Raw genomic sequence first — 22,549 nt, 5'->3', positions numbered from 1 at the left:
GTGGTGTACGTCGTCAGCTGGCCGCGCGTAGGCCAGACGACCTTGCGGAGTTCGGCGATGACCTGCCGGTAGAAGAGCGCGAGACGGCCCAGAGGAGCCACTGCTCCTCCGGCGGGACCGGCGTCGTCGTACGCGCGCGTGGCCGTCAGACCAGCAGGTCGTACTCGCGGATCAGCCAGCACACGGCGGTCAGCCGCAGCGTGGCGAAGTCGTGCCCGACCGGCTCCACCCAGTCGACCTCGGCGAGGTAGTCGGTGAAGCCGAGCACGTAGTCGGAGAGTTCCTCGCGCCGTACGGTCCGGCCGGCGGGCGGGGTCTCGGACCCGGCCTCGGCGGCCTCGGCGGCCACAGCGGCGACGGCACGAGCGGCCGGGATCCGGTCGTCCAGCGGGCCGCGCGGGGCCGGGACGAGGGCGTCGCACACGGCCGCCGCGTGCTGGTCGACGGCGGCCACGAGGCCCGGCTCGAAGGAGAACTCCGAGAGCCGGGGCATGTAGGTGGCGACGACCCCGACCAGAGGGCAGTCGGGCGAATCGTTCATCCCTCCACATTAGGGGCGGCACGGGGCCGTCCGGCCGTGAGCTTGGTCGCACCCGCGCCGGACTCACCGCCGTCGCCGTCCTCGCGGGTCAGCGGAAGCGTCGCGTCCGATTGCGGCGCACCCGCCGGACTCCAGGTGCGGCTCCTGGACGAGAACTCCCTCAAGAACGACGGGTGTCGATCTCCGCGATCAGGGCTTCGACTCGGGCCCTGATCGCGTCGCGGATCGGGCGGACCGCGTCCACGCCCCGCCCGGCCGGGTCGTCGAGCGTCCAGTCGAGGTAGTGCGTGCCGGGGAAGACCGGGCAGACGTCGCCGCAGCCCATGGTGATCACGTAGTCCGACACCTGGACGGCCTCGGCGGTGAGCACCTTCGGCGTGGCGACGGAGATGTCGATGCCGATTTCGGCCATGGCCTCGACGGCGGCCGGATTGACCCGGTCACCGGGGAGGGATCCGGCGGAGCGGACCTCGACCCGGTCGCCGGCCAGGTGCCGGAGGAACCCGGCGGCCATCTGGGAGCGGCCGGCGTTGTGGACGCAGACGAAGAGGACGGAGGCGAGCGGAGCGGTCACGGACGGCATCCCTTGACGACGGCGGAAGGTTTCGGCCGGGGTGGATCCCGCACCGGGCGATGTGAAAATATCAGTCCATGATGACATCAGTCGATGCTGATCTGTTGCGGGTCCTGGCCGACCCCCTCCGGCTCCGGATCGTGACCCTCCTCGCCCGCGAGACGCTGTGCACCACGCATCTCGTGGAGGAGACGGGCGCCCGGCAGACCAACCTCTCCAACCACCTGCGCGTGCTGCGCGAGGCGGGGCTCGTGGACACCGAGCCGTGCGGCCGGTTCACGTACTACCGGCTGAAGCCGGAGGTCCTCGACACCCTGGCCGGCCAGTTCACCTCGCTGGCCGCCACCGCCCGTACCCACACCGAATCCAAGAGGTCCTGTTGAATCCCGCCGCTCCCCCGGCCACCACCGAGGAGTCCTCGGTGGTGGCGAAGCTGTCGACGCTCGACCGCTTCCTCGCCGTCTGGATCCTGCTCGCCATGGCCCTCGGCCTCGGCCTCGGGCGGCTGGTCCCCGGCCTGAACGACGCGCTCGCCAAGGTCGAGATCGGCGGGATCTCACTGCCGATCGCCGTCGGCCTGCTGATCATGATGTATCCGGTCCTGGCGAAGGTCCGCTACGACCGCCTCGACGCCGTCACCGGCGACCGCCGGCTGATGGTGTCCTCACTCGTCATCAACTGGATCATCGGCCCGGCGGCCATGTTCGCGCTGGCGTGGATCTTCCTGCCGGACCTGCCCGAGTACCGCACCGGCCTGATCATCGTCGGCCTCGCCCGCTGCATCGCCATGGTGATCATCTGGAACGACCTGGCCTGCGGCGACCGCGAGGCCGCCGCCGTCCTCGTCGCGCTCAACAGCGTCTTCCAGGTGCTCGCGTTCGGCCTGCTCGGCTGGTTCTACCTCGACATCCTCCCGGGCTGGCTCGGCCTCGGCGAGGGCGAGTCCCTCGACATCTCCATGTGGAAGATCGCGCTCAACGTCGTCATCTTCCTCGGCGTCCCGCTCCTCGCCGGCTTCCTCACCCGGCGCCTCGGCGAGAAGAAGATGGGCCGGGACGCCTACGAGAGCCGGCTCCTGCCGAAGATCGGCCCCTGGGCGCTGTACGGGCTGCTCTTCACGATCGTCATCCTCTTCGCCCTCCAGGGAAAGACGATCACCTCGCAGCCGCTCGACGTGGCCCGGATCGCGCTGCCGCTCCTCGTCTACTTCGCGGTCATGTTCTTCGGCACGTTCCTGCTCGGCAAGGGCCTCGGTCTCGCCTACGACCGCACCGCGACCCTCGCCTTCACCGCCGCCGGCAACAACTTCGAGCTGGCCATCGCCGTCGCCATCGCCACCTTCGGCGTGACCAGCGGGCAGGCCCTGTCCGGCGTCGTCGGCCCGCTGATCGAGGTGCCGGTCCTGATCGGTCTGGTCTACGTGGCCCTGGCCTGGCGCCGGAAGTTCGCCTCGCCCGCCGCCGCGCCGGGTCGGTGACCAGGGCCGGGGCCCTGGTCACGGTCGCGGCCCCGGTCGCGGCCACCGCCACCGCCCCGTTTCCTACGGGCGGTCGCCACGCGGCCCGCCCGGGACCCAGTTGCCGTGCAGGCCGAGCGGAATCCGTACGGGCAGATGGATACGGGCGACGGGCTCGCCCGTGAAGTCCTGGGCGGACAGGATCACCAGGTCCGCCGCGCCGCGCTCGGCGTCGTGCGCGTACGCCATCACGTATCCGTCGTCCTCGGCGGCGGGCGACTCGGCGGGTACGAACACGCCCTCGCCGACGGCCCCGAACCGCCCGAACTCGTGCGCCTCCGTCGTCCCGCGTACGAGGTCGTGCTTGAGCAGCGCGCTACTGAAGCCCTCGTGCGGCCGCGGGTCGCCGGGGGCCGTGGGCGGCGCGTACAGCTCGGCGGCGGCCGCGTACCCGTACCGGTAGGGCCGGCCGACGTACCGCGAACCGACCCGGGGGAAGTCCTGGACCCGGTCGTCCAGCCGGTCCTCGCGCACCTTCCCGGCGGCGAGGTCGATCCGCCAGCGGTCCAGGGTGGGCCGGCTGAGGCCGACATCCTTGATGTCGAAGCCCGCGGGGTGCCGGACGACGTCGATCACCACGTCCGTGCCGTCGTCGTACGCGTTGAGCGTGTGGCCCACGAGACCGGCGGCGACCTCGAACCAGCGCACCGCGCCGCCCGCGCGCGGCATCACGCCCACCCGCGCCTGATGCGACCCGTCCCAGACGAAGGGGATGCCGGTCGCCCGCTCGGCGGCACTGAACACCACCGGGCCGTCGAAGAGGACCACATGGCGTTCGGTCAGCGCGAAGTCGTGCATGTAGGGGCTGCCGGGCGTGTGGATCAGCGTGGTCCGCGTCACCGCGCCGGTGGCGTCCATGACGATGTGCTGGACGTGCTCGGAGCCGTAGAGGAAGGCGAGCGAGTGCAGTTCGCGGGTATGCGGGTCGGAGATCGAGTGGGCGTTGGCGCTGTACCCCTCGGGGGTCGCGCCGAGGTCGCAGGGGCCCACGGTGTCGAGCTCGTAGCCGAGTTCGTACGGTCGTATGCCGCCTTCGAGGAGCGCGAAGGTACGGCCGTCGAGCCCCGCGACCTGTACGTTCGGCGCCATGTCCATGCGCGGGTCGACGGGGGTGCCGCGGCGCGGTTCGCCCAGCCGGTCGGCGACGGAGGAGGAGCGGACCCAGCGGTTGCGGTACCACTCGGCGCGGCCGTCGCGGATGCGGACGCCGTGGACCATGCCGTCGCCGAGCGTCCAGAGGTGGGCGGCGGGGTCCTCGACGCCGAAGGCGTTGGGGCCGGTACGCAGATAACGGCCGTCGAGGTGCGCCGGGATGCGGCCGGTGACGGGCAGGTCCAGCGCGGTGACCTCCTCGGTGACCGGCGCGAAACCGCCCGACAGGTAGCGGTTGACCGTACGGCTGATCGTCATGACGTCCGTCCTTGTCCCTGCTGGTCGTCTCGGTCCGTGTTCGGGTGTCCGTCGGCGAGGAACGCGCGTCCCACCACCGCCATCAAGGTGTCGAAGCGACGGGCCGCGGTCTCCGGCGGGAAGTGGCCGGCGATCTCCAGGCTCACCGCCCCGTGGGCCGCCGCCCAGATCAGCTTCGAGATCTCGTGCGCGTCGCCCGGCGCGAACACCCCGGCGTCGATGCACGCCTGTACGGCCGCCACGGAGGCACCGAAGGCACTCTCGGCCTCCTTCAACGCCTCGACGCTGGGCCGGTATTCGGGGATCGCCTGCTCGAACATCACGCGGTAGTAGGCGGGTTCGGCGAGGGCGTGTGCCCGGTAGGCGACGCCGAGAGCGCTGAGCCGGGCCAACGAATCATCGTCCGGAGGCACTTGCTCCTGTGCGCGGCGCAGTCGGGCGAACCCCTCCCGGTACAGCGCGTCGACCAGCCCTTCCTTGCCGCCGAACATCGTGTAGAGGACCTTGGTCGAGGAGCCGATACCGGCGGCGATCCGCCGCATCGTCAGCGCGGCGGGGCCTTCGGCGACCAGCAGATCGATGGCGTGATCGAGGATCACGGCGCGCACGGCGGCCTGGCCGGCGCGTTGAGCGTCCTGGTAAGGCGTGTTCACGGTAACACCGTACCTGATGGGTAACAGCGTTACCCATCAGGTACCGCCAAACCGCTCGCCCCGGCGGTGACGGTCAGACGGCGGTGGCGCTCAGACGGCGGCGGCCCTGGCGAGCAGCTGCCCCATGGCGGCGAGGACGGCGGGCTCGACGCGGTAGTAGACCCAGGTGCCGCGCCGCTCGGAGGAGAGGAGGCCGGCTTCCTTCAGCTTCTTCAGGTGATGGGAGACGGTCGGCTGGGAAACGCCGACATCGGAGATGTCGCACACGCACGCCTCGCCACCCTCGTGCGAGGCCACGGCGGAGAACAGCCGCAGGCGGACCGGATCGCCGAGCGCCTTGAACATCTTCGCGGCCCGCTCGGCCTCCTCGGCGCTCAGCGGGCGCTCGTCCAGCGGCGGGCAGCACGGCTCGACGCCGACCCCGACCGTGACCGAGGCCGCGACCTCAGGCTCGGGCTCGACCAGCGGCAGCACCTTGGCATTCGACATACGTCCATGTTGCCACGCGAAACGCGCTACATCGATGAACGTCTATGTTGACGTCTATCGATTCAACGTGCACGCTGAGACCTACAGGACTTCGACAGACGCCAAAGCAAGAAGGAGTCGTCATGCCCGCCACCCCCGCCCCGCCCACCGGCCGGCTGCCCGTCGTGATCGTCGGCGCCGGGCCGGTCGGTCTGGCCGCCGCCGCCCATCTCCTCGGCCGGGACCTGGACCCGCTCGTCCTGGAGGCCGGCGAGCGGGCGGGCGCGGCGGTACGGGAGTGGGCGCACGTCCGGCTCTTCTCCACCTGGAGCGAGATCACCGCCCCGGCGGCCGAGAAGCTGCTGGCCCCCACGGGCTGGGTGAAGCCCGACCTCACGACGTACCCGACGGGCGGCGAGTGGGCCGAGCACTACCTCCAGCCGCTCGCCGACGCCCTCGGCAACCGTGTCCGGTACGGCGCCCGGGTCACCGGCGTCTCCCGTACCGGCCGGGACCGGGTCGTGGACGCCGAGCGCGCGGAACAGCCCTTCACCGTCCACGTCGCGTACGCCGACGGGCGCGAGGAGCGGATCCTCGCCCGCGCCGTCGTGGACGCCTCCGGCACCTGGTCCACCCCGAGCCCGGCAGGCGCCGACGGCCTGCCCGCGCTCGGCGAACGCGCCGCGGCCGACCGCGTCTCGTACCGCGTCCCCGACCTCGACGACCCCGCCACCCGGGCCCGGTACGCGGGCCGCCGTACCGCCGTCATCGGCTCCGGCGCCTCCGCGTTCACGGCGCTCGCCGCCCTCGCCTCCCTCGCGAAGGCGGACGACGGTACGGGCACCCACACCACCTGGATCCTGCGGCGCGGCCTGTCCGGCTCCACCTTCGGCGGCGGCTCCGCCGACCAGCTCCCGGCGCGCGGCGCGCTCGGCCTCGCCGCCAAGGCCGCCGTCGACGAGGGCCACGCGGACGCCGTCACCGGCTTCCGTACGCGGGCGATCGAGCACGACAGCAACAGCCGCCTGGTCCTCGTCTCCGAGGACGGACGCCGCCTGGACCCCGTCGACGAGATCGTCGTCCTCACCGGCCTGCGCCCCGACCTGTCCTTCCTCGGCGAACTCCGCCTCGGTCTCGACGAGCGCCTCCAGGCCCCGGTCGGCCTCGCGCCGCTCATCGACCCCAACCAGCACTCCTGCGGCACCGTCTACCCGCACGGCGCGAAGGAGTTCGCGCACCCGGAGCCCGGGGTCTACCTGGTCGGCATGAAGTCGTACGGCCGCGCCCCGACCTTCCTCGCCCTCACCGGGTACGAGCAGGTCCGCTCCGTCGCCGCCGCCCTCGCCGGCGACCACGAGGCCGCCGCGCGCGTCGAACTCGTCCTGCCGGAGACCGGGGTCTGCGGCGGCGCGGGCCTCTTCGACCAGCCGCAGGCCGACAACACGCCTGCGGACACCGGCTGTTGCGCCACTCCCGCCGCTGCCGAGCCCTCCCCCGTGACACCCGCCCCGCGGCTGATCCAGCTCGGCACCACCTCGCCGAGTGCCTCCGGCTGCTGCTGATCCACCCCGCCGATCCGTAAGAGGAGGAACGTCATGTCCCGCGTCCAGCTCGCTCTCCGTGTCCCCGACCTCTCCGCGTCCGTCGCCTTCTACACCAAGCTCTTCGGCACCGGACCGGCCAAACTCCGCGACGGCTACGCCAACTTCGCCCTCGCCGATCCGCCGCTCAAGCTCGTCCTCATCGAGGGCGCCGACGGCGAGGACACCCGCCTCGACCATCTCGGCGTCGAGGTCGACTCCACCGACGCCGTCCGCGCCGCCACCGCCCGGCTGGGCCGGGAGGGCCTCGTCACCGAGGAGGAGAACGACACCACCTGCTGCTACGCCGTCCAGGACAAGGTGTGGGTCCACGGACCCGGCCGCGAACCGTGGGAGGTGTACGTCGTCAAGGCCGACGCCGGCTCCCTGGCCAAGCAGCCGGCCGCCGCCGCGGACGGCTGCTGCTGACAGCGGCCAAGAACACCCTTCGCACCTGCGGGGCCGCGACCGGAGCAGGGGACCGGTCGCGGCCCCGCGTCACCCTCCCCCGCCACCCCGCCACCCCGCCACCCCGCCACCCCGCCACTCCACCACTCCACCACTCCAGCACTCCAGCACTCCACCGCAGCTCAATTGCCCGCCCCACCCCACCCGTTCGGGGTATGAAGGGGCATGACCGCAATCCACTGGAAGCTCGTCGTCGACGCGACGGACCCGCACGCCCAGGCCGCGTTCTGGGCCGCCGCCCTCGACTACCACCGCGAGGACCACAGCGCGCTCGTCACCCGGCTCCTCGACGCGGGCGCCGTCCCGCCCGCCCTCACGCTCACCGTCGACGGCCGCCCCGCCTGGCGCGACCTCGCCGCCGTCCGCCACCCGGACGACCCCTTCGACCCGGCATCGGACACGGGCCTGGGCCACCGCATCCTCTTCCAGCGGGTCCCGGAGCCGAAGCCGGCCGGCAAGAACCGCCTCCACATGGACCTCCACCCGGCCCCGGGCACACGGAAGTCGGAGGTGGCCCGCCTGGAGTCCCTGGGCGCCACCCTCGTCCGCGAGGTCACGGAACCGGGCGGCTCCTGGAGCATCCTGTCCGACCCGGAAGGCAACGAGTTCTGTGTCCACTGACACGCCCGCCGTCCGTACCCCCCACGAGGTGCTGGACCGCTTCCACCAGGCCATGCTCGACAAGTCCGCGGACGATCTCGCCGACCTCTACGCCGTGGACGCGGTGCACGAGTTCCCGTTCACCGCTCCCGGGTTTCCCCCGCGCTACGAGGGGCGCGAGGCCGTACGGGCCGGGTACCGGGCGGCCTGGGGCGCCAGTCCCGTCCAGGTGCTGGAGGTCAGGAGGACGGCGGTGCACGAGACCGCCGAGCCGGGGGTGCTCGTCGCCGAGCATGTCGTGGTGGCGGCGCTGCCCGCCAAGGACGCCACGTTCACCGTGCCGGGCCTCCTGGTCCTCCACGTCCGCGACGGGCTGCTCACGCGTGTCCGGGACTACATGGACGGCTTGGGACTCACCGGCGCCAAGGCATGACGTCATGCCGCCACGACATCGCGGCGGCATGAAGGCCAGAAGGCCGGACCCGGCCTCCCCCCGAGGGTCGGCCGGGGATACGGTCCGGTCATGTCGACCCTCCTGTGGCACCCCCGGCCCGGCCGCACCTGGACCTGGTGGGCCGTCGACGCGGCGGGATTCCTCGTCCAGTTCGGGTACGGGCCCGCCCCCGCCGGCCTGTCGGCGCATCTCGACCGGGTCGACGCGGCGGCGGACTGGGCGGAGGAGCATCGCCCCGCGTGGTGCGGCCCCGATCCCCTGCCGCTCCACGCCTCCGAGTCCACGGCCGAGATGGCCTGGTACACCCGGCAGGCCCCCCCGCGGCCCCGCTCCGGCTGCCCGAAGCGCCGGCCGTCATCGCGGAGGTCGCGGCCCTGGTGGCCCTGAACCGGGCAGTCGGGGACACCCGGACGATCCACCTCGACGAGGGCTGGGTGTAGAGCCCGCCCCCGTCGGGGAGTGCTCAGCGCTTGAGCAAGAAGGAGAAATCGTCGGCACGCCAGACGCTGCCGGTCCACCGATTTCGGTCCGCCGCCCGCCTCAGGGCGCCGGCGGCCTGAGCCTCAACAGCCGCTTCCGTCCGGGCACTCGGAGTACAGCACGCCGAAGAACAGGAAGAAGAGGATCGGCACTCCGGACACCGCGGCCATGATCAGGAATCGTCCGCGCGCCTCCCGCCGGCCTCCGAAGCTGGCGACCGCCAAGCCCACCACCGGCGCGAGCACGGCCGTGACCAGGGCCATCAGGCCGAACACCACGCCGGCCTCGCGTCGCACCTCCGGCAGCCCGGCCGCGTGCGCGAGCGCCGGGGTCAGCAGGAGGACGGGCGCGGACGCCCACCACCACGACAGCGCCCTGATGGCCCGATCCGCCCGCGCGGGCGCCATTCGGGGCGACTCCGCTTCCCCACCACACTCTTCCGGAACGATCCCCGACGGCGACATGCCCGCACCGTAAGCCGGGTCCGACCGGTCGACACCCCGCACCTCGCACACCCGGCTGTGACGTGCGTCACCCACCACCCCCACCGTCGACCGCGCTCCACCGGTACTCGTCCGCCCCCGAGCACCCTCACCCCCTCATTCCCCCAGGTGAGAGACCTAGCTCTAAGTGATCATGCGGTAGCAGTGCGAAGTGGTCTACACCTTTGCGTAACCGAGTGATCGCTAGCGGTCAAAAAAGTCGCAAGCTCGATACGCGTTTGCCCACGCCGATTCGAAAAGCTGCGATTGAGGACGCGGAGTCCTCCGGTGCCTCTGGAAGGGGAGAGGCACCGCGTCATGTGACCCCAAGGAACAGGAACCGTGACCGTTCACGATCTTCTCATCGCGCTGGTGGTCCTCACCGCCCTGCGCGTCTTCGCCCCCGACGCACGCGCCCTGACGCGGCGTCTGCTGCGCGCCGGGGTACGGATCGGCGCCACCGAACTCCTGACGGAGACGCAGGAGGCACAGGAGGCGCAGGAAGCTTCCACTCCCACCACCGTGGCGGCCCTGCCGCCCGCCTCCCGCCGCGAGGAGGGGTGAACGCCATGAACACCGTGCCGCGACCCGAGGAGCCGGACCGGCGGAGCGAGGACGCCCCGCCCGCCGGCGGGCTCCGGGACGAGCGCCATTTCCTGGAGAGGCTCCACCGCATCGAGGGCATCGAGTACAAGATGACGCCGGACCAGGAGGCGTTCTACGACCTCTACGCCCGCGCCCACTTGCGCTATGCCCACACCATGCTCGGCAGCAAGCAGGCCGCGAAGGCGGTGGTCCGCCGCTGCTACTCCCACCTCGCCCTCAACTGGCTGGTGGTGCTCAAGGAGGAGAGCCCCGAGGCGTACGCGTGGAAGCTGCTCAAGCAGCGGGTGGAGACCCACCTGCGCATGAGCGGCCAGTCCTCGCGGATGGTGCAGACCGCCGCCTTCGAGCAAGCGGCCCGCGCCACGCTGGAGATGATGAAGCGTCAGTTCGCGGTGATGGAGTCCGCGCTCGGCCTCTACACCGCCATAGCGGAGCTGCCGGAGAGGCAGTTCGACGTCATCGTCATGCACTACGTCCTCGGCTACCCCTCGGCCAAGGTCGCCAGCATCATGGGCATCAAGCCCGACACCGTCCGCTCGCACCGCCGCCTGGCCCGCGAACGCATCGCCATCAAGCTCGGCCTGTCCCTGGAGCCGGCCGCCGCCGACGAGAACGAGAAGGAGTAAGAGCGTGCGCAGCATCCACGACGTCCTGGGCGGTGCCGGGTACCCCGACCCGTTCACCGACGAGGACCTCGCCGACCTCAGACAGGAGATCGTCCGCGAGGTGACCTCGACCATGATGTTCGGCTCCTCGCCCGCCCCGGTGGGCCACTACCCCACCCTGCACGACCAGGCCGCCCGCCAGCTCTCCACCCTCTCCGCCCATCTCCTGCGCCACCGGGACGCCGCCGAGCACGTCGCTCAGCTGGTCCACGAACACATCGACGACGACGGGGCGTTGCGCTTCGGCTGCCTGCTCTTCCTGGTCGACGAGCGCGAAGGGGCGCGGTTCTGGTGGGGGTTCGCGGCGGGCGCGGGCAACGCCACCGCCGCCCAGTGCCTGAACCTCTACCACCGGGCCCGCGGCGAGCTGCGCGACGCCGACCACTGGGCCCTGCAGGCGGTCACCGGCGACGCCCCGGTCCTCCCCGGCTCCCCCGCTCCCTTCGCCCCGGCCACCGCCCGCTCCCCCGCCCGGCACGAGGCCCTGCGCGCGGCGGTACGAAGCCTCAAGGTCGATGTCGTCGAGGAGTCCGGCCACAGCCGCGTCCTGCGCCCCGCCCAGCACCTGGCCGACCGCATCGAGGAGTTGGCCGACGCCCTGTAGATACAGGAGGCTCACACGCGAGAGATGCCCTGCCGCACGCGCCGGGTGGAATCACGGAGAATTCCGTGCGGCAGGCATCTCCGAAGAATCAGAGCTCAGCTGCCGTTGTAGAAGAAAAGGCTGACCTTGACGTTCAAGGTGTTCGGCACACCGACGTCCGCGCGAATCGTCACGATCCCGCCGTCCTGGGGGACCACGTTGTGGACCGTCATGACCGCTCCTCCCAGGAACGGCTTGTTGTGGTCCTCGGGAGCGAACTCCGTCATGGACGCGAATACCTTGCTGAAGGCATTGACGCCGCTGGCGAACAGCTTCCGCTCGAAGAGTCCACCTGCCCCGATGAGGTAACTACGGGCTCCTGACTGGGGATCTTCCAGCATCCCCGCCGCCTGGTCGGCCTCCAGCACGATCACATCGTCTGGCACATTGTTCTCGCCGCTGTTCGACCCCATACCACCAGCCCTTTCGAAGTATCTGCCGTTACGGGCTCAGGAGCCGTTGTAGTAGAAGAGGTCGACCCTGAGGTTCAGGTTGTTCGGCACGCCGACGTCCGCGCGGATGGTCACGATTCCGCCGTCACGGGGAACCACGTTGTGGACCGTCATGACCCCGCCGCCCAGAAAAGGCTTGTCATTGTCTTCGGTGTCGCGCTCCGTGATGGAGGCGAACACCTTGCTGAAGGCGTCGACGCCGGCGGCGGGCAGAGTGGCTTCGAATACTCCGCCCCGGGTGAGAAGGTAACTGTAGGCCCCTTGCTGGCCCTCCAGGGTTCCCGCGGACTCATTCGTCACGGGCTGGATCACGTCGTCGGGCACGTTTTCCCCACCGGCGTTCGAACTCATGTGACCAGCCTTTCGAAGTGTTCTCACGAAGAGGCGATTCAGTCTCTTCCGCTGCGAAAGCTGTCTACCCAGAGCCCTCCGCCGCCACGTGCCACGTCAGTCGTTCGGCCCATACGGAATCGGCTCATCACCCGGATAGGTGTTGATTCCCCCCGGCCGGAATTTCCGGCGAAGAAAGGCCCGCGGCCGTGCGGCGGGTGACGAGGTCGGCGCCGGCATCCCGCGTGCGGGGCGGGCCGGGCTCTTCGATCGAGCGCGCGTCAACGCCCCTTCAATGGCCCGTCAAGGATTCGTCAATGGTCCGCCCACGCCCCGTCGGCACTCCGGCGGCGCCCCCGGCCGTGTCCCGTCGGCGCCCCACCTATGTCCCGTCGACACCCCGCCGACCGGTCGGCCTGGTGCGTGCGGAGGGGAAAGGGGGCCCGACCGGGTCGGCCGGGGGTTGGTCCGGTCCGGCCGGGCGTGTCCACGGTCCTGTACGCCGCTAACGGTCTCTCCATGTCCCGCTAACGCCCTGATGGCGCCGCAGGTGGAAGCCTCGAATCGCCTCCCCGTGACGTGCGTTAGCGGAACGTGAGCAACTGTCTGCAAGAATTCGGCTATCGGAAAACACCGCACAACCACGGGGAAATCATGCGTATTCGGCCGAACCACCGCGCTCTGCTCGCCGCCGGCACCGCTGTCCTGGCCCTGAGCCTCACCGCCTGCAACGGCGACGACCAGGCCGCCGCCACCGGCGGCGGCTCGGCCGACAAGCCCGCCGCGTCGACCTCCGGCTCCGCGTCCGCCGGGACGGGGACGCCCGCGTCGAACGAGAAGCCCGCCGACACGACGACGACCGGCGCGCCCGGCACGTCGAAGGCCCCGCAGAAGTCGTCCGGCGGCACCAGCGCCGGCAGCGGTACGAGCGGCGGCAGCGGCAGCACCAGCGGTGGCGGCGGCGGTTCGGCGAACAACACCGAGGCGTACGCCTGGAAGCACGCCTGCGCCATGACGCAGCTGTCCGTCAACGTCCGCCCGGGCAGCGGTTCGCAGCGGATCATCGAGGTGTCCAACAAGGGCACGAGCGCCTGCGGCCTGGACCTCCTCCCCACCGTCGACCTCGGCGACTCGAACTCCGCCGACCAGAGCCGCAACGTCCGCCCGCTCGTCCCCAGCGGCCTCGGCGGCCCCGACCACGCGCTCCTCGCCGGCAAGAAGGCGTACGCGGTGATCGACCTCAACCCCGGCGGCAAGGCCGGTTCCGCGAAGGGCATCAACGAGATGAACGTCCTCGTCAGCCCGTCCCACATGGCCAACGCCGACACCCGCAACTTCCCGATCGCCTCCGGCACCCAGGTCTCCGGCCCCAAGCTCGGCCTGTACCGCGACTCCGTCGCCGACGCCGTCAGCTCCATGAAGCAGGCGGACACCCCGCAGCAGTAGCCAGTAGTCCCGTACGGCGGACCCCGGGTGCCTCAGGCCCCCGGGGTGCTTCCGGGTACGCCGAGCGAGTGCCAGGCCGACCAGTCGATGTCGTTGCCGGCGGCGTTCTGCCAGGCGCATCGGATGGTGCCGTCCCCGAAGAGGGCGAAGACCTCCAGGCGGCCGTCGCTGTTCGCGGCGGCCATCGGGTCGCCGATCACGAGCGGGCTGTCGTAGTAGAGGGGTGTCCAGCCGGGCGTCCATCTGCCGTCGGGGGCGGGGTTGGTCCGCCATCGGTGTTCGAGGGTGCCGTCTTCCTGGCGCGCGATGACGTCGAGCCTGCCGTCGGTGTTCACGCCGACGGCGGGGGTGCCCACCACATTGCCGCCGCCGAGCGGTCTCCGGCCCGGCGCCCGGCCGTCGCTCGGTTCGGTCTGCCAGATGTGCTCGACGGAGCCGCCCGGGCCGAGGACGAAGACCTCCAGTTCCTGGCTCGCGTTGAGAGCGACCCAGGAGAAGGGGGAGGCGTACCGGACGTTGCTCACCGTGCCCATGGTGATCCCTGATCTCTGAATCTCTCTGGCGGGGCAAGGGCCGCCTGTCCGCCAGCGAGGGCTCCCCGGAAAGGTGGCATCCGCCCCTTTTACGGGTCCGTATACGACCCTACGCTCCGCGCGATGCCGGACCCCTCACACGGTGCCGGTACGACGCGGGCCCCGGGAGGTCAGGCCCCGCACGTCGGCTCCCCGGCGTGACAAGGCCCGACTCGTAGGCGAGCACGACGAGTTGGGCGCGGTCGCGGGCGCGGAGTTTGGTCATCGCGCGGTTGATGTGGGTCTTGGCGGTCAGCGGGGTGATGACCATCCGGTCCGCGATCTCGTCGTTGGCGAGGCCGCGCGCGACCAGGGCGACCGCCTCCCGTTCGCGGCTGGTCAGTTCTTCCAGGCAGAGCGCGGAGTCGGTGGCGGGGAGGGCCGGCTGGGAAACGTACCGGTCGATGAGCCTGCGCGTGATCGACGGTGCGAGCAGGGCGTCCCCCCGGGCCGCGACCCGTACGGCGTGCAGGAAGTCCTCCGGCAGGACGTCCTTGACCAGGAATCCGGCGGCCCCGGCGCGCAGCGCGTCCAGCACGTACGCGTCCATGCCGTAGTTGGTCAGGATCACCACGTGCACCCCGGCGAGCGCCGGGTCGGCGGCGATACGGCGGGTGGTCTCGATGCCGTCGACGCGCGGCATGCGGATGTCGACGAGCGCGACGTCCGGTACGTGCTGCCGGGCGAGCGCCAGGCCCTCCGCCCCGTCGCCGGCCTCCGCCACGACTTCGATGTCGTCCTCCAGGTCGAGGAGCGCCCGGAACCCGCTGCGCAGGAGCGGCTGGTCGTCCACGAGCAGCACCCTGATCACGTGCGGAGCCGTCACGACACCCGCTCCCTCGGCGCCACCGGCAGCCGCGCCTCCACCGCGAACCCGCCGTCCGCCCGCGGCGCGGCCCGCAGCCGCCCGCCCAGCGCCGTGACCCGTTCCCGCATCCCCACAAGCCCGAAGCCGTCGTCTCCCGACGGGACTTGGGCCCGCCCGTCGTCCTCCACCCGCACCGCGACCCCGTCCGCCCGCCACTCGATCCGTACGCCGACCGACCGGGCGCCGCGCGCGTGCCGGGCCACGTTCGTCAGCGCCTCCTGGACGATCCGGTAGACGGTACGGCCGACCGCCGCCGGCACGTCCCCGCGCGGCCCCTCCTCCGTGAGCGCCGCGTCGAGCCCCAACTCCCGTGCCCGCGCGATGAGTTCCGGTAGGTCGTCGAGCCCGCGCGGCGGTGCCGTGTCGTCGTCCCGGAGCGCCTCCAGGGTCGCCCGCAGCTCCCGGCTCGCCTCGCGCCCCGCCTCCTGGATCGCCAGGAGCGCCGCCGGGACCTCCTCGCCCTTCCGTCGCGCCACGTGCACGGCGACCTCCGCCTGCACCTTGACCACGGAGATCTGGTGGGTGAGGGAGTCGTGCAACTCCCGTGCGATACGCAGGCGTTCCTCGTCGGCCCGGCGCCGCGCCGTCTCCTCGCGGGTGCGTTCGGCCTCGTCGGCCCGGCGCTCGGCCTGCCGCAGCGCCTCCCCGGCCGCGCCCGCCGCGATGAGCCACGCGATCTCCAGCGCGCCGCGCGCCTGCGCGAACGCCTCGCCCGTGTCGAGCGGCCCCGACGCCAGGGCGGCCAGCGGGAGGACGGCCAGCATGCCCACGCTCACGACGACGGTGAGGGTGCGGTGTCCGGCCCGTACGGCCGCGTAGACCGCGAACAGGTACGCCACCGCCGGGATGTCGAACCCCGCCGCCTGGTACCCGACCGCGCACACCCCGGTGCCGGCCAGGACGGCCACCGGTGCCCGCCCCCGCGCGACGAGCGCGAGCCCGCCGGCCACCAGGAGCACGTATCCCAGGAGACCGGCCCCGGTCGCCGCCCCCTGTCCGGACAGCCCGGTGACCAGCAGCGCGCCCGCGACACCGGCGCCGATGACCCCGTTCCCGTACCGGGTCCACACCTCGCGTGCTGTCATGCGCGCACCCTAACTCCGGTGCGTGCGGGGCGAGTCGCCCTCGGGGAGGAGCGGTGGACTACCGCGAGCGCGGTAGTCGGGGCGGGAAGTGTCCGCGTTCGCCGGACGCCGGGAGACGGCGCCGGCCCGGATGCTCGGGGAGACCGGAGACCCGCCCCATCGGCACGGAAAGAAGGCCCCGCCATGCTCGCGACGACCACGACCCTGACGAACCTCGCCGTCAGCACCTACTCGCTCGGCCCCGGCCGCATCGGCTCCAGCGTGGGCGCCCTGATCGCCCTCGCGGGCGTCGTCCTCGCCTGGCGGGCCACGACCCGCGGTCACGCCCGCCTCGCCATCGCGGCGGGCGTGACCGGGATCGTCCTCGGCACCGTCGTCGCCGTCACGGCCGACGGCGGACTCGGTACCGGCAACGGTCTGGGCGGCGCGTACGTCGCCCTCCTCCTCGGCCTGGCCGCCACGGTGCTCGGCGGCCGGGCCCACGGAAGGACCGGCGGGATCAGCCGATGACTCAGCCGATGACTCGGCCGGTGACTCGGCCGACGACTCAGACGATCCGGAAACGCTGGTTGAAGGCGCCCGTGCAGGTGTACTGGATGATGGGCGCGTTGTTCGCGGTGCTTCCGCCGCGCACGTCCAGGCACTTGTCGGCGAAGGTGTCGATCTCGTAGGCGCCGTCACTCAGGGACGTGAGGCGGAACCGCTGGTTGTACGAGCCGGTGCAGGTGTACTGGATGATCCGCACGTCGTCGGCGGAGCTGGCGCCCCGGACGTCGAGGCACTTGTTGGCGAAGGTCCGGATGCGCACCTCGCCCCCGCCCAGCTGCTCGATGCTGAACTTCTGGTTGACCTGCCCGCCGCACGTGTACTGGATGATGCGGACGTCGTCACCCGTGCTGCCGCCCTCGACGTCGAAGCACTTGTCCGCGAACGTCTTGATGCTGACGGAGCCCTGCGCCTCGGCCTGTGCCTGCGCCGTGACGACGCTCGCCCCCATGGCGATGCCGATGGCCGCGACGCTCGTGGCCACGCGGACGGAGCGGCCGGAAAGGCGGATCTTCATGGATTGCTCCTCGACTACGACTACTGAGGTGCGAGGGTCCACAGGGCAGGCAACGTCACAGCACATACGCAGCGCATACGCATATGACAACCCTGCGCCCCCGCTTGGTCACCCGTAGTGAAGCAGCAGGTGTACCCGCCCCGCCCGAGTCAAACGCAGGATTCACTCTGCCGGGGTTCGTGTGCTTATGAGATGACTTCGATCCGCCAGGCGGGACGCCGTACCTCGCCGAGCCGGCGGCCGGCCCCGCCGCAGGGCCCTCCCCCGCCAGGGGGTCACGGCGGTCGCCGCGGTTCCGCCGGCCAGGACGATCCCCGCGCCCCACCAACTCAGCACGTCCGACGGCGAATTCGCCGTCCAGTCCCACCACCCACTGGGGTACCAGACCAACAGGAGAGCCGAGGCCAGGGGAATCACCCAGCCGAGCTGTTGCCCCAACAGCCTGATGGACAGCAGCGCGAGGCCCAGCCAGATCAGCACCGACCGCACGAACACCGCCCCCTGTCCCGCACCGACGGCGAACGCCTCGGTGCCGAAGGAGAGCGCGCAGGCGAGGAGCGTCAGCCCGGCGCAGTAGGCGTTGCGGAGGCGGTACAGGGCACAGGCCCCGGTCTCCTCGTGGGCCGCCATCGGTCCGCCGAAGGCGGCGGTGAGGAAGACGGCCGACAGGAGCGGCAGTTCACGGCGGTAGGGCACGCCCGTCGCGAGATCCTCGCCGCCGATCGACGGGAGCGCGACGCGGACGCCCCCGAAGACCGCGGAGAGGACGGCGACGACCACGGCTCCGGCGAGGATCGGGCCCGCTCGGTGGACCCTCGCGTACCGCGCGAGATCAGAAGCGCGCATGAGATCAGAAGCGCGCATCGGGCTCGCACCAGGTGTTCTCACGGAGATGGCCGCGCTCCTCGGCGATCCACTTCTCCTGGTCCGGGGGCGACATCCGTACGGCCTGGGCCGCGTTCCGCCGGGCGGTGTCCACGCCGGACTGGTGGAGCCCCTCGTCGGCGACGTCGGGGTCCTGTCCCGTGGCCTGGTATTCCAGCCACATGTGGAGGTTGTCGATGGCCTGCCAGGCCCGGCGCGCCTCCGGTTTGCCGCGCGGCGGGGTGCACCAGCCGAACGAGGTACGGAACACCTGGTCGGCCATGGCGATCGCCGCGGTGCGTACGTGCCCTTCGGCGATGTCGAAGCCCGGGTCCCCCAAGCGGGTTCTCGCGAGCCCGAATTCGCGGAACTCGGCGGGCGGCCTGATCCACGGCCGGGACGGCCGGACGTCGAGGCGCTGGGCCATCCGGGTCAGTTCGGGCAGGTACTTCCGGTGTTCGGGCCATACGCAGACGCTCGGGGCGTTCTCGTCGGCGCGCTCGCACAGGGGTGTGGTCGCGGTGGCGGGGCGTTCCCCGCGCAGTTCGCCGGCGGCCGGGGCCGCCGTCAGCGCGAGTCCGGCGCCGACGGCCGACACGAGGACCACGCCGCGGGTGCGCCAGGGCAGTTCCCGTGTGGTGATCTCGCGCTCGGACTTCCTCGGCAGGGAGGGTGCCGCGACGGCGAGTACGGCGAGGGTGAGGGCCACGAACAGCCGGACCGCGAGCGGCAGCGGGTTCAGGTGGGTGTCCGGCGGCCCGGCGAGGACGTTGAACCGGAACGGCAGGGACAGCATGCTGATGAAGCAGCCGAGCGCGCAGACGATCGGGGTGAACCCGGGCGAGGGCCACAGGCGGCCGGCGAGGTGTCCCACGGACGCGAAGATGACGAGGGTCGCCGCGCCGAGCAGCAGGTAGGACGGCCACAGGAAGCCGGGGCCCGCGTCGCGGAAGGAGACGGCCGCGGCGACGACGCATCCGATGCCGTACGCGAGGAAGCCGAGCGTGAGGGTCGCGGCGAGGCGGGCGGCCTCGATCCGCCAGGCGGGGCGGGCGGCCGCGAGGAGGAATTCGGGCATCCCCGCGCGGGAGGCCCGGCCGGCCTGCCAGGCGGAGACGCCGGCAAGTACCGGCCCCAGGAAGAGCGTGACGATCTGCGCCGCGACGCTCGCCTCGGGCCAGACGCCGATCCAGTACCGCGAGCGTCCGAAGAGCACCGCCAGGTCCACGGCGACCATGACGGGGAAGGCGGTGAGCAGGGGCGAGCGCCGGAGTTCGGTGAGGTAGGTCTTCAGCATGCCGCCTCCTCCGCCTCTTCCGCCGCTTCCGCCTCATCCGCGGACCGGGAGCGACGTGTGCCGCCCAGGACCGCCATGTAGCCGCGTTCCAGTGGGCTGTCTCCCGGGGCCTCCGGCGTGGACCGCTCCGCGAGCTGCCGGGGCGTCCCGCTGTGGACGACCCGCCCGTCACCGAGGACGAGGACGGTGTCACAGGCGGCGCCCACGTCCTCCACGAGGTGCGTGCTGAGGACGACGGCGGCCCCGGCGCGGGCGAGGGAGCGGATGAGGTCGCGGAAGTCGAGGCGCTGGGCCGGGTCGAGGCCGACCGTGGGCTCGTCGAGCAGCAGCAGGGACGGGGAGCCGACGATGGCCGCCGCGATCCCCGCGCGGCGGAGCATGCCGCCGGAGAGCGACTTCATGCGGTCGCGGGCGCGGTCGGCGAGGCCGACCGAGGCGAGGGCTTCTTTGGTGGCCGACTCGGCCCGCTTCGCGGGTACTTCACGCAGCCAGGCGCAGTAGCGGACGAAGTCGGTGACCGAGAACGCCGGGTAGTAGCCGAAGTCCTGCGGCAGGTAGCCGATGCGACGACGGACCCGCCGGACGTCCCGCTCGCTCGTGACGGGCGTGCCGAACAGCTCCAGTCCCCCGCTCCTCGGTGGGGTGATCGTGGCGAGGGTGCGGAACAGCGTGGTCTTTCCCGCCCCGTTGGGTCCCAGCAGTCCGGTGATGCCCGGCTGGATGGACAGATCGAGTTCCTCGATGACGGGTCGGCCGCCGTACCCCTGGGTGAGGGCCGTCATTCGAGCGAGGGGAGCAGTCGTCATAGGTGGGATTTCCCGGAATACGGGATGGGCCCGCCGGAACGGCGGGCCCATCGCGGCGGTAACGGTCTACTGGTGGACCTTCGTCTTGTTGATCTTGAATACGCATTCGTAGGTGTCGTACTTGCCGACGTAGCCACGGGAGAGATAGTCGTGGTGCTGCGCGTCCGCCTCGACATTGCAGTCGTAGTCGGTGAAGTACCCGTAGGACGGCCAGCCGGTGGCGTTCTGGCAGTAGCCGTGGCCGACCGTCGAGTACCAGTACCCACGGCAACCCTCATGCCAGGAACGCTCGTTGGCGGCGCTGGACAGCGGAGCCGTGAGGCCGGCGGCCAGAGTCGCCATGGCCACGACGGTGGCGCACTTCGCGGCCTTGAGTGCCGCTAATCGGGTGATGAGGTTACCCATTCTTCCCCCCTGGGGCGCGGAGACACTTCCCCCTCGTGGCGCGGAAAGCAGAATTCCCGTTCTGTTCGCCTTCGCTTTCGCGCCACGAGCCGATGTGCATTCCTTCGGTTGGCCAACCGAAAGATGACCACCGAAGTGAAGCAGCACGGCGGCTCGCCCTCTATACAGCGACCCTCGGATTCACCCGCTCGTGTGCAGCGGGCTTACGGGGGTGACGGCGAGGCCCCCGCCAAGCCCCCGCCAAGCCCCCCTCAGGCCGGGCGCCGCACCTCGTAGAGGAAGCAGCCGTATTCGACGGCCCGTACGTGGACGAAGGCCACCTCCGGGTCCGCGAACGCCTCCGCGAAGACCTTGTCGAAGCCCTCCTCCACCGCCTCCGGGACGTCGATCATCCGGCCGCCGGCGATCCGCCCCCGCGCGTCGTAGCGGCGTACGGTCCGCAGCACGCCCGGCCGTGCGAAGGGGTACGTGGCGGGGGCGTCGCCCGGCCCGCCGCAGGGTTCGGTGTGGATGAAGACGGGGCCCTGCTCGTCGTACGCGCCGGGCTCGGCCCCGGTCTCGGCGGCCCAGCGCCGCAGCGGGGCGTACGAGACGAGCGCGATCCGCTCCCCGGCCTCGGTACGGCGCAGGCAGCAGCGCAGGGGGCTCCCGGCGTCGGCCTCGGTCTCGGTGTACGGGACACAGGGCCGCCCGGCGTCATCGACGTTCCGCAGCTCGGCGAGAGCGGCGTCCGGGATGGGCCGGGCGGTGTGGGTGGTGCGCGTGCTCGTGGTCGCGTTCATGCGTCCAGGGTCGCGAGGCGGCGGCCCTGACGCTGGCGGCTTTCGGACGCGGTGTTTGGTTTTACGCGCCTGCGGCGAACTCGACGAACCCGTTCCAGGCGCCCGAATCGAACGCGAGGTGCGGACGCCCGGTGTCCTTCGAGTCACGGACATGCACGGTGCCGGGAGTCGTGGCGACCTCGACACAGTCATTGCCGTTGTTGTTGCTGCTGTAGCTGCTCTTGAACCATTCGAGCGCGGGCATATGCCCTCCCTTTAGGCGCCTGCGGTGAACTCCACGAAGCCGGTCCAGGCGTCGGCACCGAACGCGAGGTTCGGGATCTCGACGTCCTTCGAGTCACGGACGTGAACGGTGCCGGGGACCGTGGCGACCTCGACACAGTCGTTGCCGTTGGCACTGCTGCTGTAGCTGCTCTTGAACCAATCCAGCTCGGTCTTGCCGATCATGTTTCTCCCAGCAGTTGCTCGATGTAGTGCCGCGACTCCGCTGGAGTCAGGGCCGTTGAGCGGATGATGCCATAGCGCAGCTCCAGGATCCGGAGTCGCTTGAGGTCGGAGACGGGCTGACCGCTGAAGTCCCCATCGCTGCGTCCGGCGGCGGTGCCGTCGCCGAACTTCAGCAGCTCGATCCGACCGATCGCTCCAGGATGATCGACATAGGCTGTCGGCATCACCTGGATGTCCACATGAGGCAACTCACTCACCTCCAGCAGGTGTTCGAGCTGGCGTCGCATCACCAGTTTGCCCCCGAACGGGCGCCGCAGCGTCACCTCTTCCTGGACGAAACTGAACTCGGGGGCCGGGCTCGCCTCCAGCACTGCCCGACGTGCCACTCGCGCCCTCACGAACCGCTCCAGTTCCTCCGGCGTGTAAGTCGGACGGTACGTCTGCAACAGCGCGCGTGAGGACTCCTCGGTCTGGAGCAGACCGTGAATCGTGAAGTTGCTGTACATGCAGAACTCGACCGCGCGCGCCTCCAGCTTCTTGAGGTTCCGTACTTTCTTCGGGTAGCGGACCTCCTCGATGTCCTTCTTCATCACCGAGATGTTTCCGTCCGCGTCCAGCACCCGGTCGACGTTGTCGAGGAACTCCGGTCGCGGGATGCGGACCCCGCGTTCGATCTTGCGGATCAGATCCTCTCCGTAACCGAGCCGGGCACCGAGATCCGCCGCCCGCATGTTCCTCTTCTCCCGCCAGAACCTGATCTGGCGGCCGACGGCGGCAACGACGGCCGCGCCGGACTCATCGCCTGGCTCGACCTCCCACCCCGCGTCACCTGCGGCATTCGTACCGCGGTCCGTCTCGTTCGTGCCGTTCACTGCGTCCACGCTCATGTGCGCACCTCCTAGATGAGTCATTCCGATGTGTTCAGTGGTCGTAGGCGATCAGGGATCGTATGACTGGTTGTCCGGTCTTGTGGTTGTGCCAGATCGCTGCGG

General features: G+C 71.1%; 33 protein-coding genes. 12 read left to right on the top strand and 21 right to left on the bottom strand.

The genetic code is table 11. The features are described 5' to 3' along the window. From secE to ABZ693_RS34120, 3 genes are all read right to left on the bottom strand, one after another. The coding region (gene secE, locus ABZ693_RS36230; protein WP_435842630.1) for a preprotein translocase subunit SecE at window positions 1-149 on the bottom strand (149 nt) is incomplete at its 3' end. After that, complete coding sequence (locus ABZ693_RS34125) at window positions 146-541, bottom strand: DUF6401 family natural product biosynthesis protein (protein ID WP_359885365.1); 396 nt, start codon at window positions 539-541, stop codon at window positions 146-148. The genes secE and ABZ693_RS34125, both read right to left, overlap by 4 nt. A gap of 160 nt (window positions 542-701) precedes the next feature. Next, on the bottom strand, window positions 702-1,124 hold the full coding sequence (locus ABZ693_RS34120; protein ID WP_359885364.1) for an arsenate reductase ArsC: 423 nt from the start codon (window positions 1,122-1,124) through the stop codon (window positions 702-704). A gap of 68 nt (window positions 1,125-1,192) precedes the next feature. On the opposite strand from ABZ693_RS34120, the gene ABZ693_RS34115 reads away from it, so the two are divergent. Next, complete coding sequence (locus tag ABZ693_RS34115; protein WP_359885363.1) at window positions 1,193-1,498, top strand: ArsR/SmtB family transcription factor; 306 nt, start codon at window positions 1,193-1,195, stop codon at window positions 1,496-1,498. After that, complete coding sequence (gene arsB / locus ABZ693_RS34110; protein ID WP_359885362.1) at window positions 1,495-2,592, top strand: ACR3 family arsenite efflux transporter; 1,098 nt, start codon at window positions 1,495-1,497, stop codon at window positions 2,590-2,592. Before ABZ693_RS34115 ends, arsB begins: the two co-directional genes overlap by 4 nt. Before the next feature lie 63 nt (window positions 2,593-2,655). On the opposite strand, the gene ABZ693_RS34105 is transcribed toward arsB, so the two are convergent. The 3 genes from ABZ693_RS34105 to ABZ693_RS34095 all read right to left on the bottom strand — a co-directional run bounded on the left by ABZ693_RS34105 (window position 2,656) and on the right by ABZ693_RS34095 (window position 5,183). Then, the gene (locus tag ABZ693_RS34105; RefSeq protein ID WP_359885361.1) at window positions 2,656-4,041 is read right to left on the bottom strand and encodes a carotenoid oxygenase family protein; all 1,386 of its coding nucleotides are present in this window, start codon (window positions 4,039-4,041) and stop codon (window positions 2,656-2,658) included. Next, the gene (locus tag ABZ693_RS34100) at window positions 4,038-4,694 is read right to left on the bottom strand and encodes a TetR/AcrR family transcriptional regulator (protein ID WP_359885360.1); all 657 of its coding nucleotides are present in this window, start codon (window positions 4,692-4,694) and stop codon (window positions 4,038-4,040) included. The genes ABZ693_RS34105 and ABZ693_RS34100 overlap by 4 nt, the downstream gene beginning before the upstream one ends. Window positions 4,695-4,784: 90 nt before the next feature. Then, the gene (locus tag ABZ693_RS34095; RefSeq protein ID WP_359885359.1) at window positions 4,785-5,183 is read right to left on the bottom strand and encodes an ArsR/SmtB family transcription factor; all 399 of its coding nucleotides are present in this window, start codon (window positions 5,181-5,183) and stop codon (window positions 4,785-4,787) included. 122 nt (window positions 5,184-5,305) lie between these two features. Between ABZ693_RS34095 and ABZ693_RS34090 the strand changes: the two genes are divergently transcribed. From ABZ693_RS34090 to ABZ693_RS34070, 5 genes are all read left to right on the top strand, one after another. Next, complete coding sequence (locus ABZ693_RS34090; protein ID WP_359885358.1) at window positions 5,306-6,724, top strand: NAD(P)-binding domain-containing protein; 1,419 nt, start codon at window positions 5,306-5,308, stop codon at window positions 6,722-6,724. 33 nt (window positions 6,725-6,757) lie between these two features. After that, complete coding sequence (locus ABZ693_RS34085; protein WP_359885357.1) at window positions 6,758-7,171, top strand: ArsI/CadI family heavy metal resistance metalloenzyme; 414 nt, start codon at window positions 6,758-6,760, stop codon at window positions 7,169-7,171. Window positions 7,172-7,375: 204 nt separating this feature from the next. After that, entirely contained in the window at window positions 7,376-7,831 is a 456-nt protein-coding gene (locus tag ABZ693_RS34080) for a VOC family protein (RefSeq protein WP_359885356.1), read from the top strand. Further along, complete coding sequence (locus ABZ693_RS34075; protein WP_359885355.1) at window positions 7,821-8,243, top strand: nuclear transport factor 2 family protein; 423 nt, start codon at window positions 7,821-7,823, stop codon at window positions 8,241-8,243. The genes ABZ693_RS34080 and ABZ693_RS34075 overlap by 11 nt, the downstream gene beginning before the upstream one ends. 90 nt (window positions 8,244-8,333) lie before the next feature. Next, complete coding sequence (locus ABZ693_RS34070) at window positions 8,334-8,651, top strand: hypothetical protein (RefSeq protein ID WP_359885354.1); 318 nt, start codon at window positions 8,334-8,336, stop codon at window positions 8,649-8,651. A 176-nt stretch (window positions 8,652-8,827) separates the two neighbouring features. On the opposite strand, the gene ABZ693_RS34065 is transcribed toward ABZ693_RS34070, so the two are convergent. Continuing rightward, entirely contained in the window at window positions 8,828-9,151 is a 324-nt protein-coding gene (locus ABZ693_RS34065; protein ID WP_359885353.1) for a hypothetical protein, read from the bottom strand. 417 nt (window positions 9,152-9,568) lie between these two features. On the opposite strand from ABZ693_RS34065, the gene ABZ693_RS34060 reads away from it, so the two are divergent. Genes ABZ693_RS34060 through ABZ693_RS34050 form a run of 3 tightly spaced genes read left to right on the top strand, consistent with a single transcriptional unit; the run spans window position 9,569 to window position 11,101 of the window. Next, a complete protein-coding gene (locus ABZ693_RS34060; RefSeq protein WP_359885352.1) occupies window positions 9,569-9,790 on the top strand; it encodes a hypothetical protein in 222 nt (73 codons plus the stop codon). A 5-nt stretch (window positions 9,791-9,795) separates the two neighbouring features. Further along, window positions 9,796-10,458, top strand: a complete 663-nt coding sequence (locus tag ABZ693_RS34055) for an RNA polymerase sigma factor (protein ID WP_359885351.1) — start codon at window positions 9,796-9,798, stop codon at window positions 10,456-10,458. Between the two features lie 4 nt (window positions 10,459-10,462). Then, window positions 10,463-11,101 (top strand): hypothetical protein, encoded by a 639-nt coding sequence (locus ABZ693_RS34050; RefSeq protein ID WP_359885350.1) that lies wholly within the window; start codon window positions 10,463-10,465, stop codon window positions 11,099-11,101. 95 nt (window positions 11,102-11,196) lie between these two features. Here the strand turns inward: ABZ693_RS34050 and ABZ693_RS34045 are convergent, their stop codons facing one another. Both ABZ693_RS34045 and ABZ693_RS34040 read right to left on the bottom strand, forming a co-directional pair. After that, entirely contained in the window at window positions 11,197-11,553 is a 357-nt protein-coding gene (locus ABZ693_RS34045) for a hypothetical protein (RefSeq protein WP_359885349.1), read from the bottom strand. Window positions 11,554-11,589: 36 nt separating this feature from the next. Then, window positions 11,590-11,943 carry a hypothetical protein gene (locus tag ABZ693_RS34040; protein WP_359885348.1) on the bottom strand — a complete coding sequence of 118 codons (354 nt, stop codon included), beginning with the start codon at window positions 11,941-11,943 and terminating at the stop codon, window positions 11,590-11,592. A 633-nt stretch (window positions 11,944-12,576) separates the two neighbouring features. On the opposite strand from ABZ693_RS34040, the gene ABZ693_RS34035 reads away from it, so the two are divergent. Continuing rightward, on the top strand, window positions 12,577-13,368 hold the full coding sequence (locus ABZ693_RS34035; protein WP_359885347.1) for a hypothetical protein: 792 nt from the start codon (window positions 12,577-12,579) through the stop codon (window positions 13,366-13,368). Window positions 13,369-13,400: 32 nt separating this feature from the next. Here ABZ693_RS34035 and ABZ693_RS34030 read toward each other — a convergent pair whose 3' ends face one another. The 3 genes from ABZ693_RS34030 to ABZ693_RS34020 all read right to left on the bottom strand — a co-directional run bounded on the left by ABZ693_RS34030 (window position 13,401) and on the right by ABZ693_RS34020 (window position 15,893). After that, on the bottom strand, window positions 13,401-13,892 hold the full coding sequence (locus ABZ693_RS34030) for a DUF8189 domain-containing protein (RefSeq protein WP_359885346.1): 492 nt from the start codon (window positions 13,890-13,892) through the stop codon (window positions 13,401-13,403). Window positions 13,893-14,010: 118 nt separating this feature from the next. Further along, a complete protein-coding gene (locus tag ABZ693_RS34025) occupies window positions 14,011-14,751 on the bottom strand; it encodes a response regulator (protein WP_359885366.1) in 741 nt (246 codons plus the stop codon). Window positions 14,752-14,762: 11 nt separating this feature from the next. Beyond that, the gene (locus tag ABZ693_RS34020; protein ID WP_359885345.1) at window positions 14,763-15,893 is read right to left on the bottom strand and encodes a sensor histidine kinase; all 1,131 of its coding nucleotides are present in this window, start codon (window positions 15,891-15,893) and stop codon (window positions 14,763-14,765) included. Between the two features lie 183 nt (window positions 15,894-16,076). Here ABZ693_RS34020 and ABZ693_RS34015 point away from each other — a divergent pair, with 183 nt between their 5' ends. Beyond that, a complete protein-coding gene (locus ABZ693_RS34015; protein ID WP_359885344.1) occupies window positions 16,077-16,403 on the top strand; it encodes a DUF6223 family protein in 327 nt (108 codons plus the stop codon). 37 nt (window positions 16,404-16,440) lie between these two features. On the opposite strand, the gene ABZ693_RS34010 is transcribed toward ABZ693_RS34015, so the two are convergent. The 9 genes from ABZ693_RS34010 to ABZ693_RS33970 all read right to left on the bottom strand — a co-directional run bounded on the left by ABZ693_RS34010 (window position 16,441) and on the right by ABZ693_RS33970 (window position 22,444). Further along, on the bottom strand, window positions 16,441-16,956 hold the full coding sequence (locus ABZ693_RS34010) for an RICIN domain-containing protein (RefSeq protein ID WP_359885343.1): 516 nt from the start codon (window positions 16,954-16,956) through the stop codon (window positions 16,441-16,443). 162 nt (window positions 16,957-17,118) lie between these two features. Beyond that, window positions 17,119-17,802, bottom strand: a complete 684-nt coding sequence (locus tag ABZ693_RS34005) for a hypothetical protein (RefSeq protein ID WP_359885342.1) — start codon at window positions 17,800-17,802, stop codon at window positions 17,119-17,121. A gap of 4 nt (window positions 17,803-17,806) precedes the next feature. Further along, a complete protein-coding gene (locus ABZ693_RS34000) occupies window positions 17,807-19,117 on the bottom strand; it encodes a DUF7224 domain-containing protein (protein WP_359885341.1) in 1,311 nt (436 codons plus the stop codon). Beyond that, window positions 19,111-19,923, bottom strand: a complete 813-nt coding sequence (locus tag ABZ693_RS33995; protein WP_359885340.1) for an ABC transporter ATP-binding protein — start codon at window positions 19,921-19,923, stop codon at window positions 19,111-19,113. Before ABZ693_RS33995 ends, ABZ693_RS34000 begins: the two co-directional genes overlap by 7 nt. Before the next feature lie 66 nt (window positions 19,924-19,989). Further along, entirely contained in the window at window positions 19,990-20,265 is a 276-nt protein-coding gene (locus tag ABZ693_RS33990) for a hypothetical protein (RefSeq protein WP_359885339.1), read from the bottom strand. Window positions 20,266-20,579: 314 nt separating this feature from the next. After that, entirely contained in the window at window positions 20,580-21,110 is a 531-nt protein-coding gene (locus ABZ693_RS33985) for a DUF1203 domain-containing protein (RefSeq protein WP_359885338.1), read from the bottom strand. Window positions 21,111-21,171: 61 nt separating this feature from the next. Beyond that, on the bottom strand, window positions 21,172-21,354 hold the full coding sequence (locus tag ABZ693_RS33980; RefSeq protein WP_359885337.1) for a DUF397 domain-containing protein: 183 nt from the start codon (window positions 21,352-21,354) through the stop codon (window positions 21,172-21,174). A gap of 11 nt (window positions 21,355-21,365) precedes the next feature. Continuing rightward, on the bottom strand, window positions 21,366-21,557 hold the full coding sequence (locus ABZ693_RS33975; protein WP_359885336.1) for a DUF397 domain-containing protein: 192 nt from the start codon (window positions 21,555-21,557) through the stop codon (window positions 21,366-21,368). Further along, window positions 21,554-22,444, bottom strand: a complete 891-nt coding sequence (locus tag ABZ693_RS33970) for a helix-turn-helix domain-containing protein (protein WP_359885335.1) — start codon at window positions 22,442-22,444, stop codon at window positions 21,554-21,556. The genes ABZ693_RS33975 and ABZ693_RS33970 overlap by 4 nt, the downstream gene beginning before the upstream one ends. Between the last annotated feature and the right edge of the window lie 105 nt (window positions 22,445-22,549).

The sequence above is a fragment of the Streptomyces laurentii genome, assembly GCF_040635425.1.
In the GTDB taxonomy this organism is placed as follows: domain Bacteria; phylum Actinomycetota; class Actinomycetes; order Streptomycetales; family Streptomycetaceae; genus Streptomyces; species Streptomyces laurentii.
Note: the sequence above shows the minus strand (reverse complement) of the source record. Positions and strands in the feature narration are given on the sequence as shown.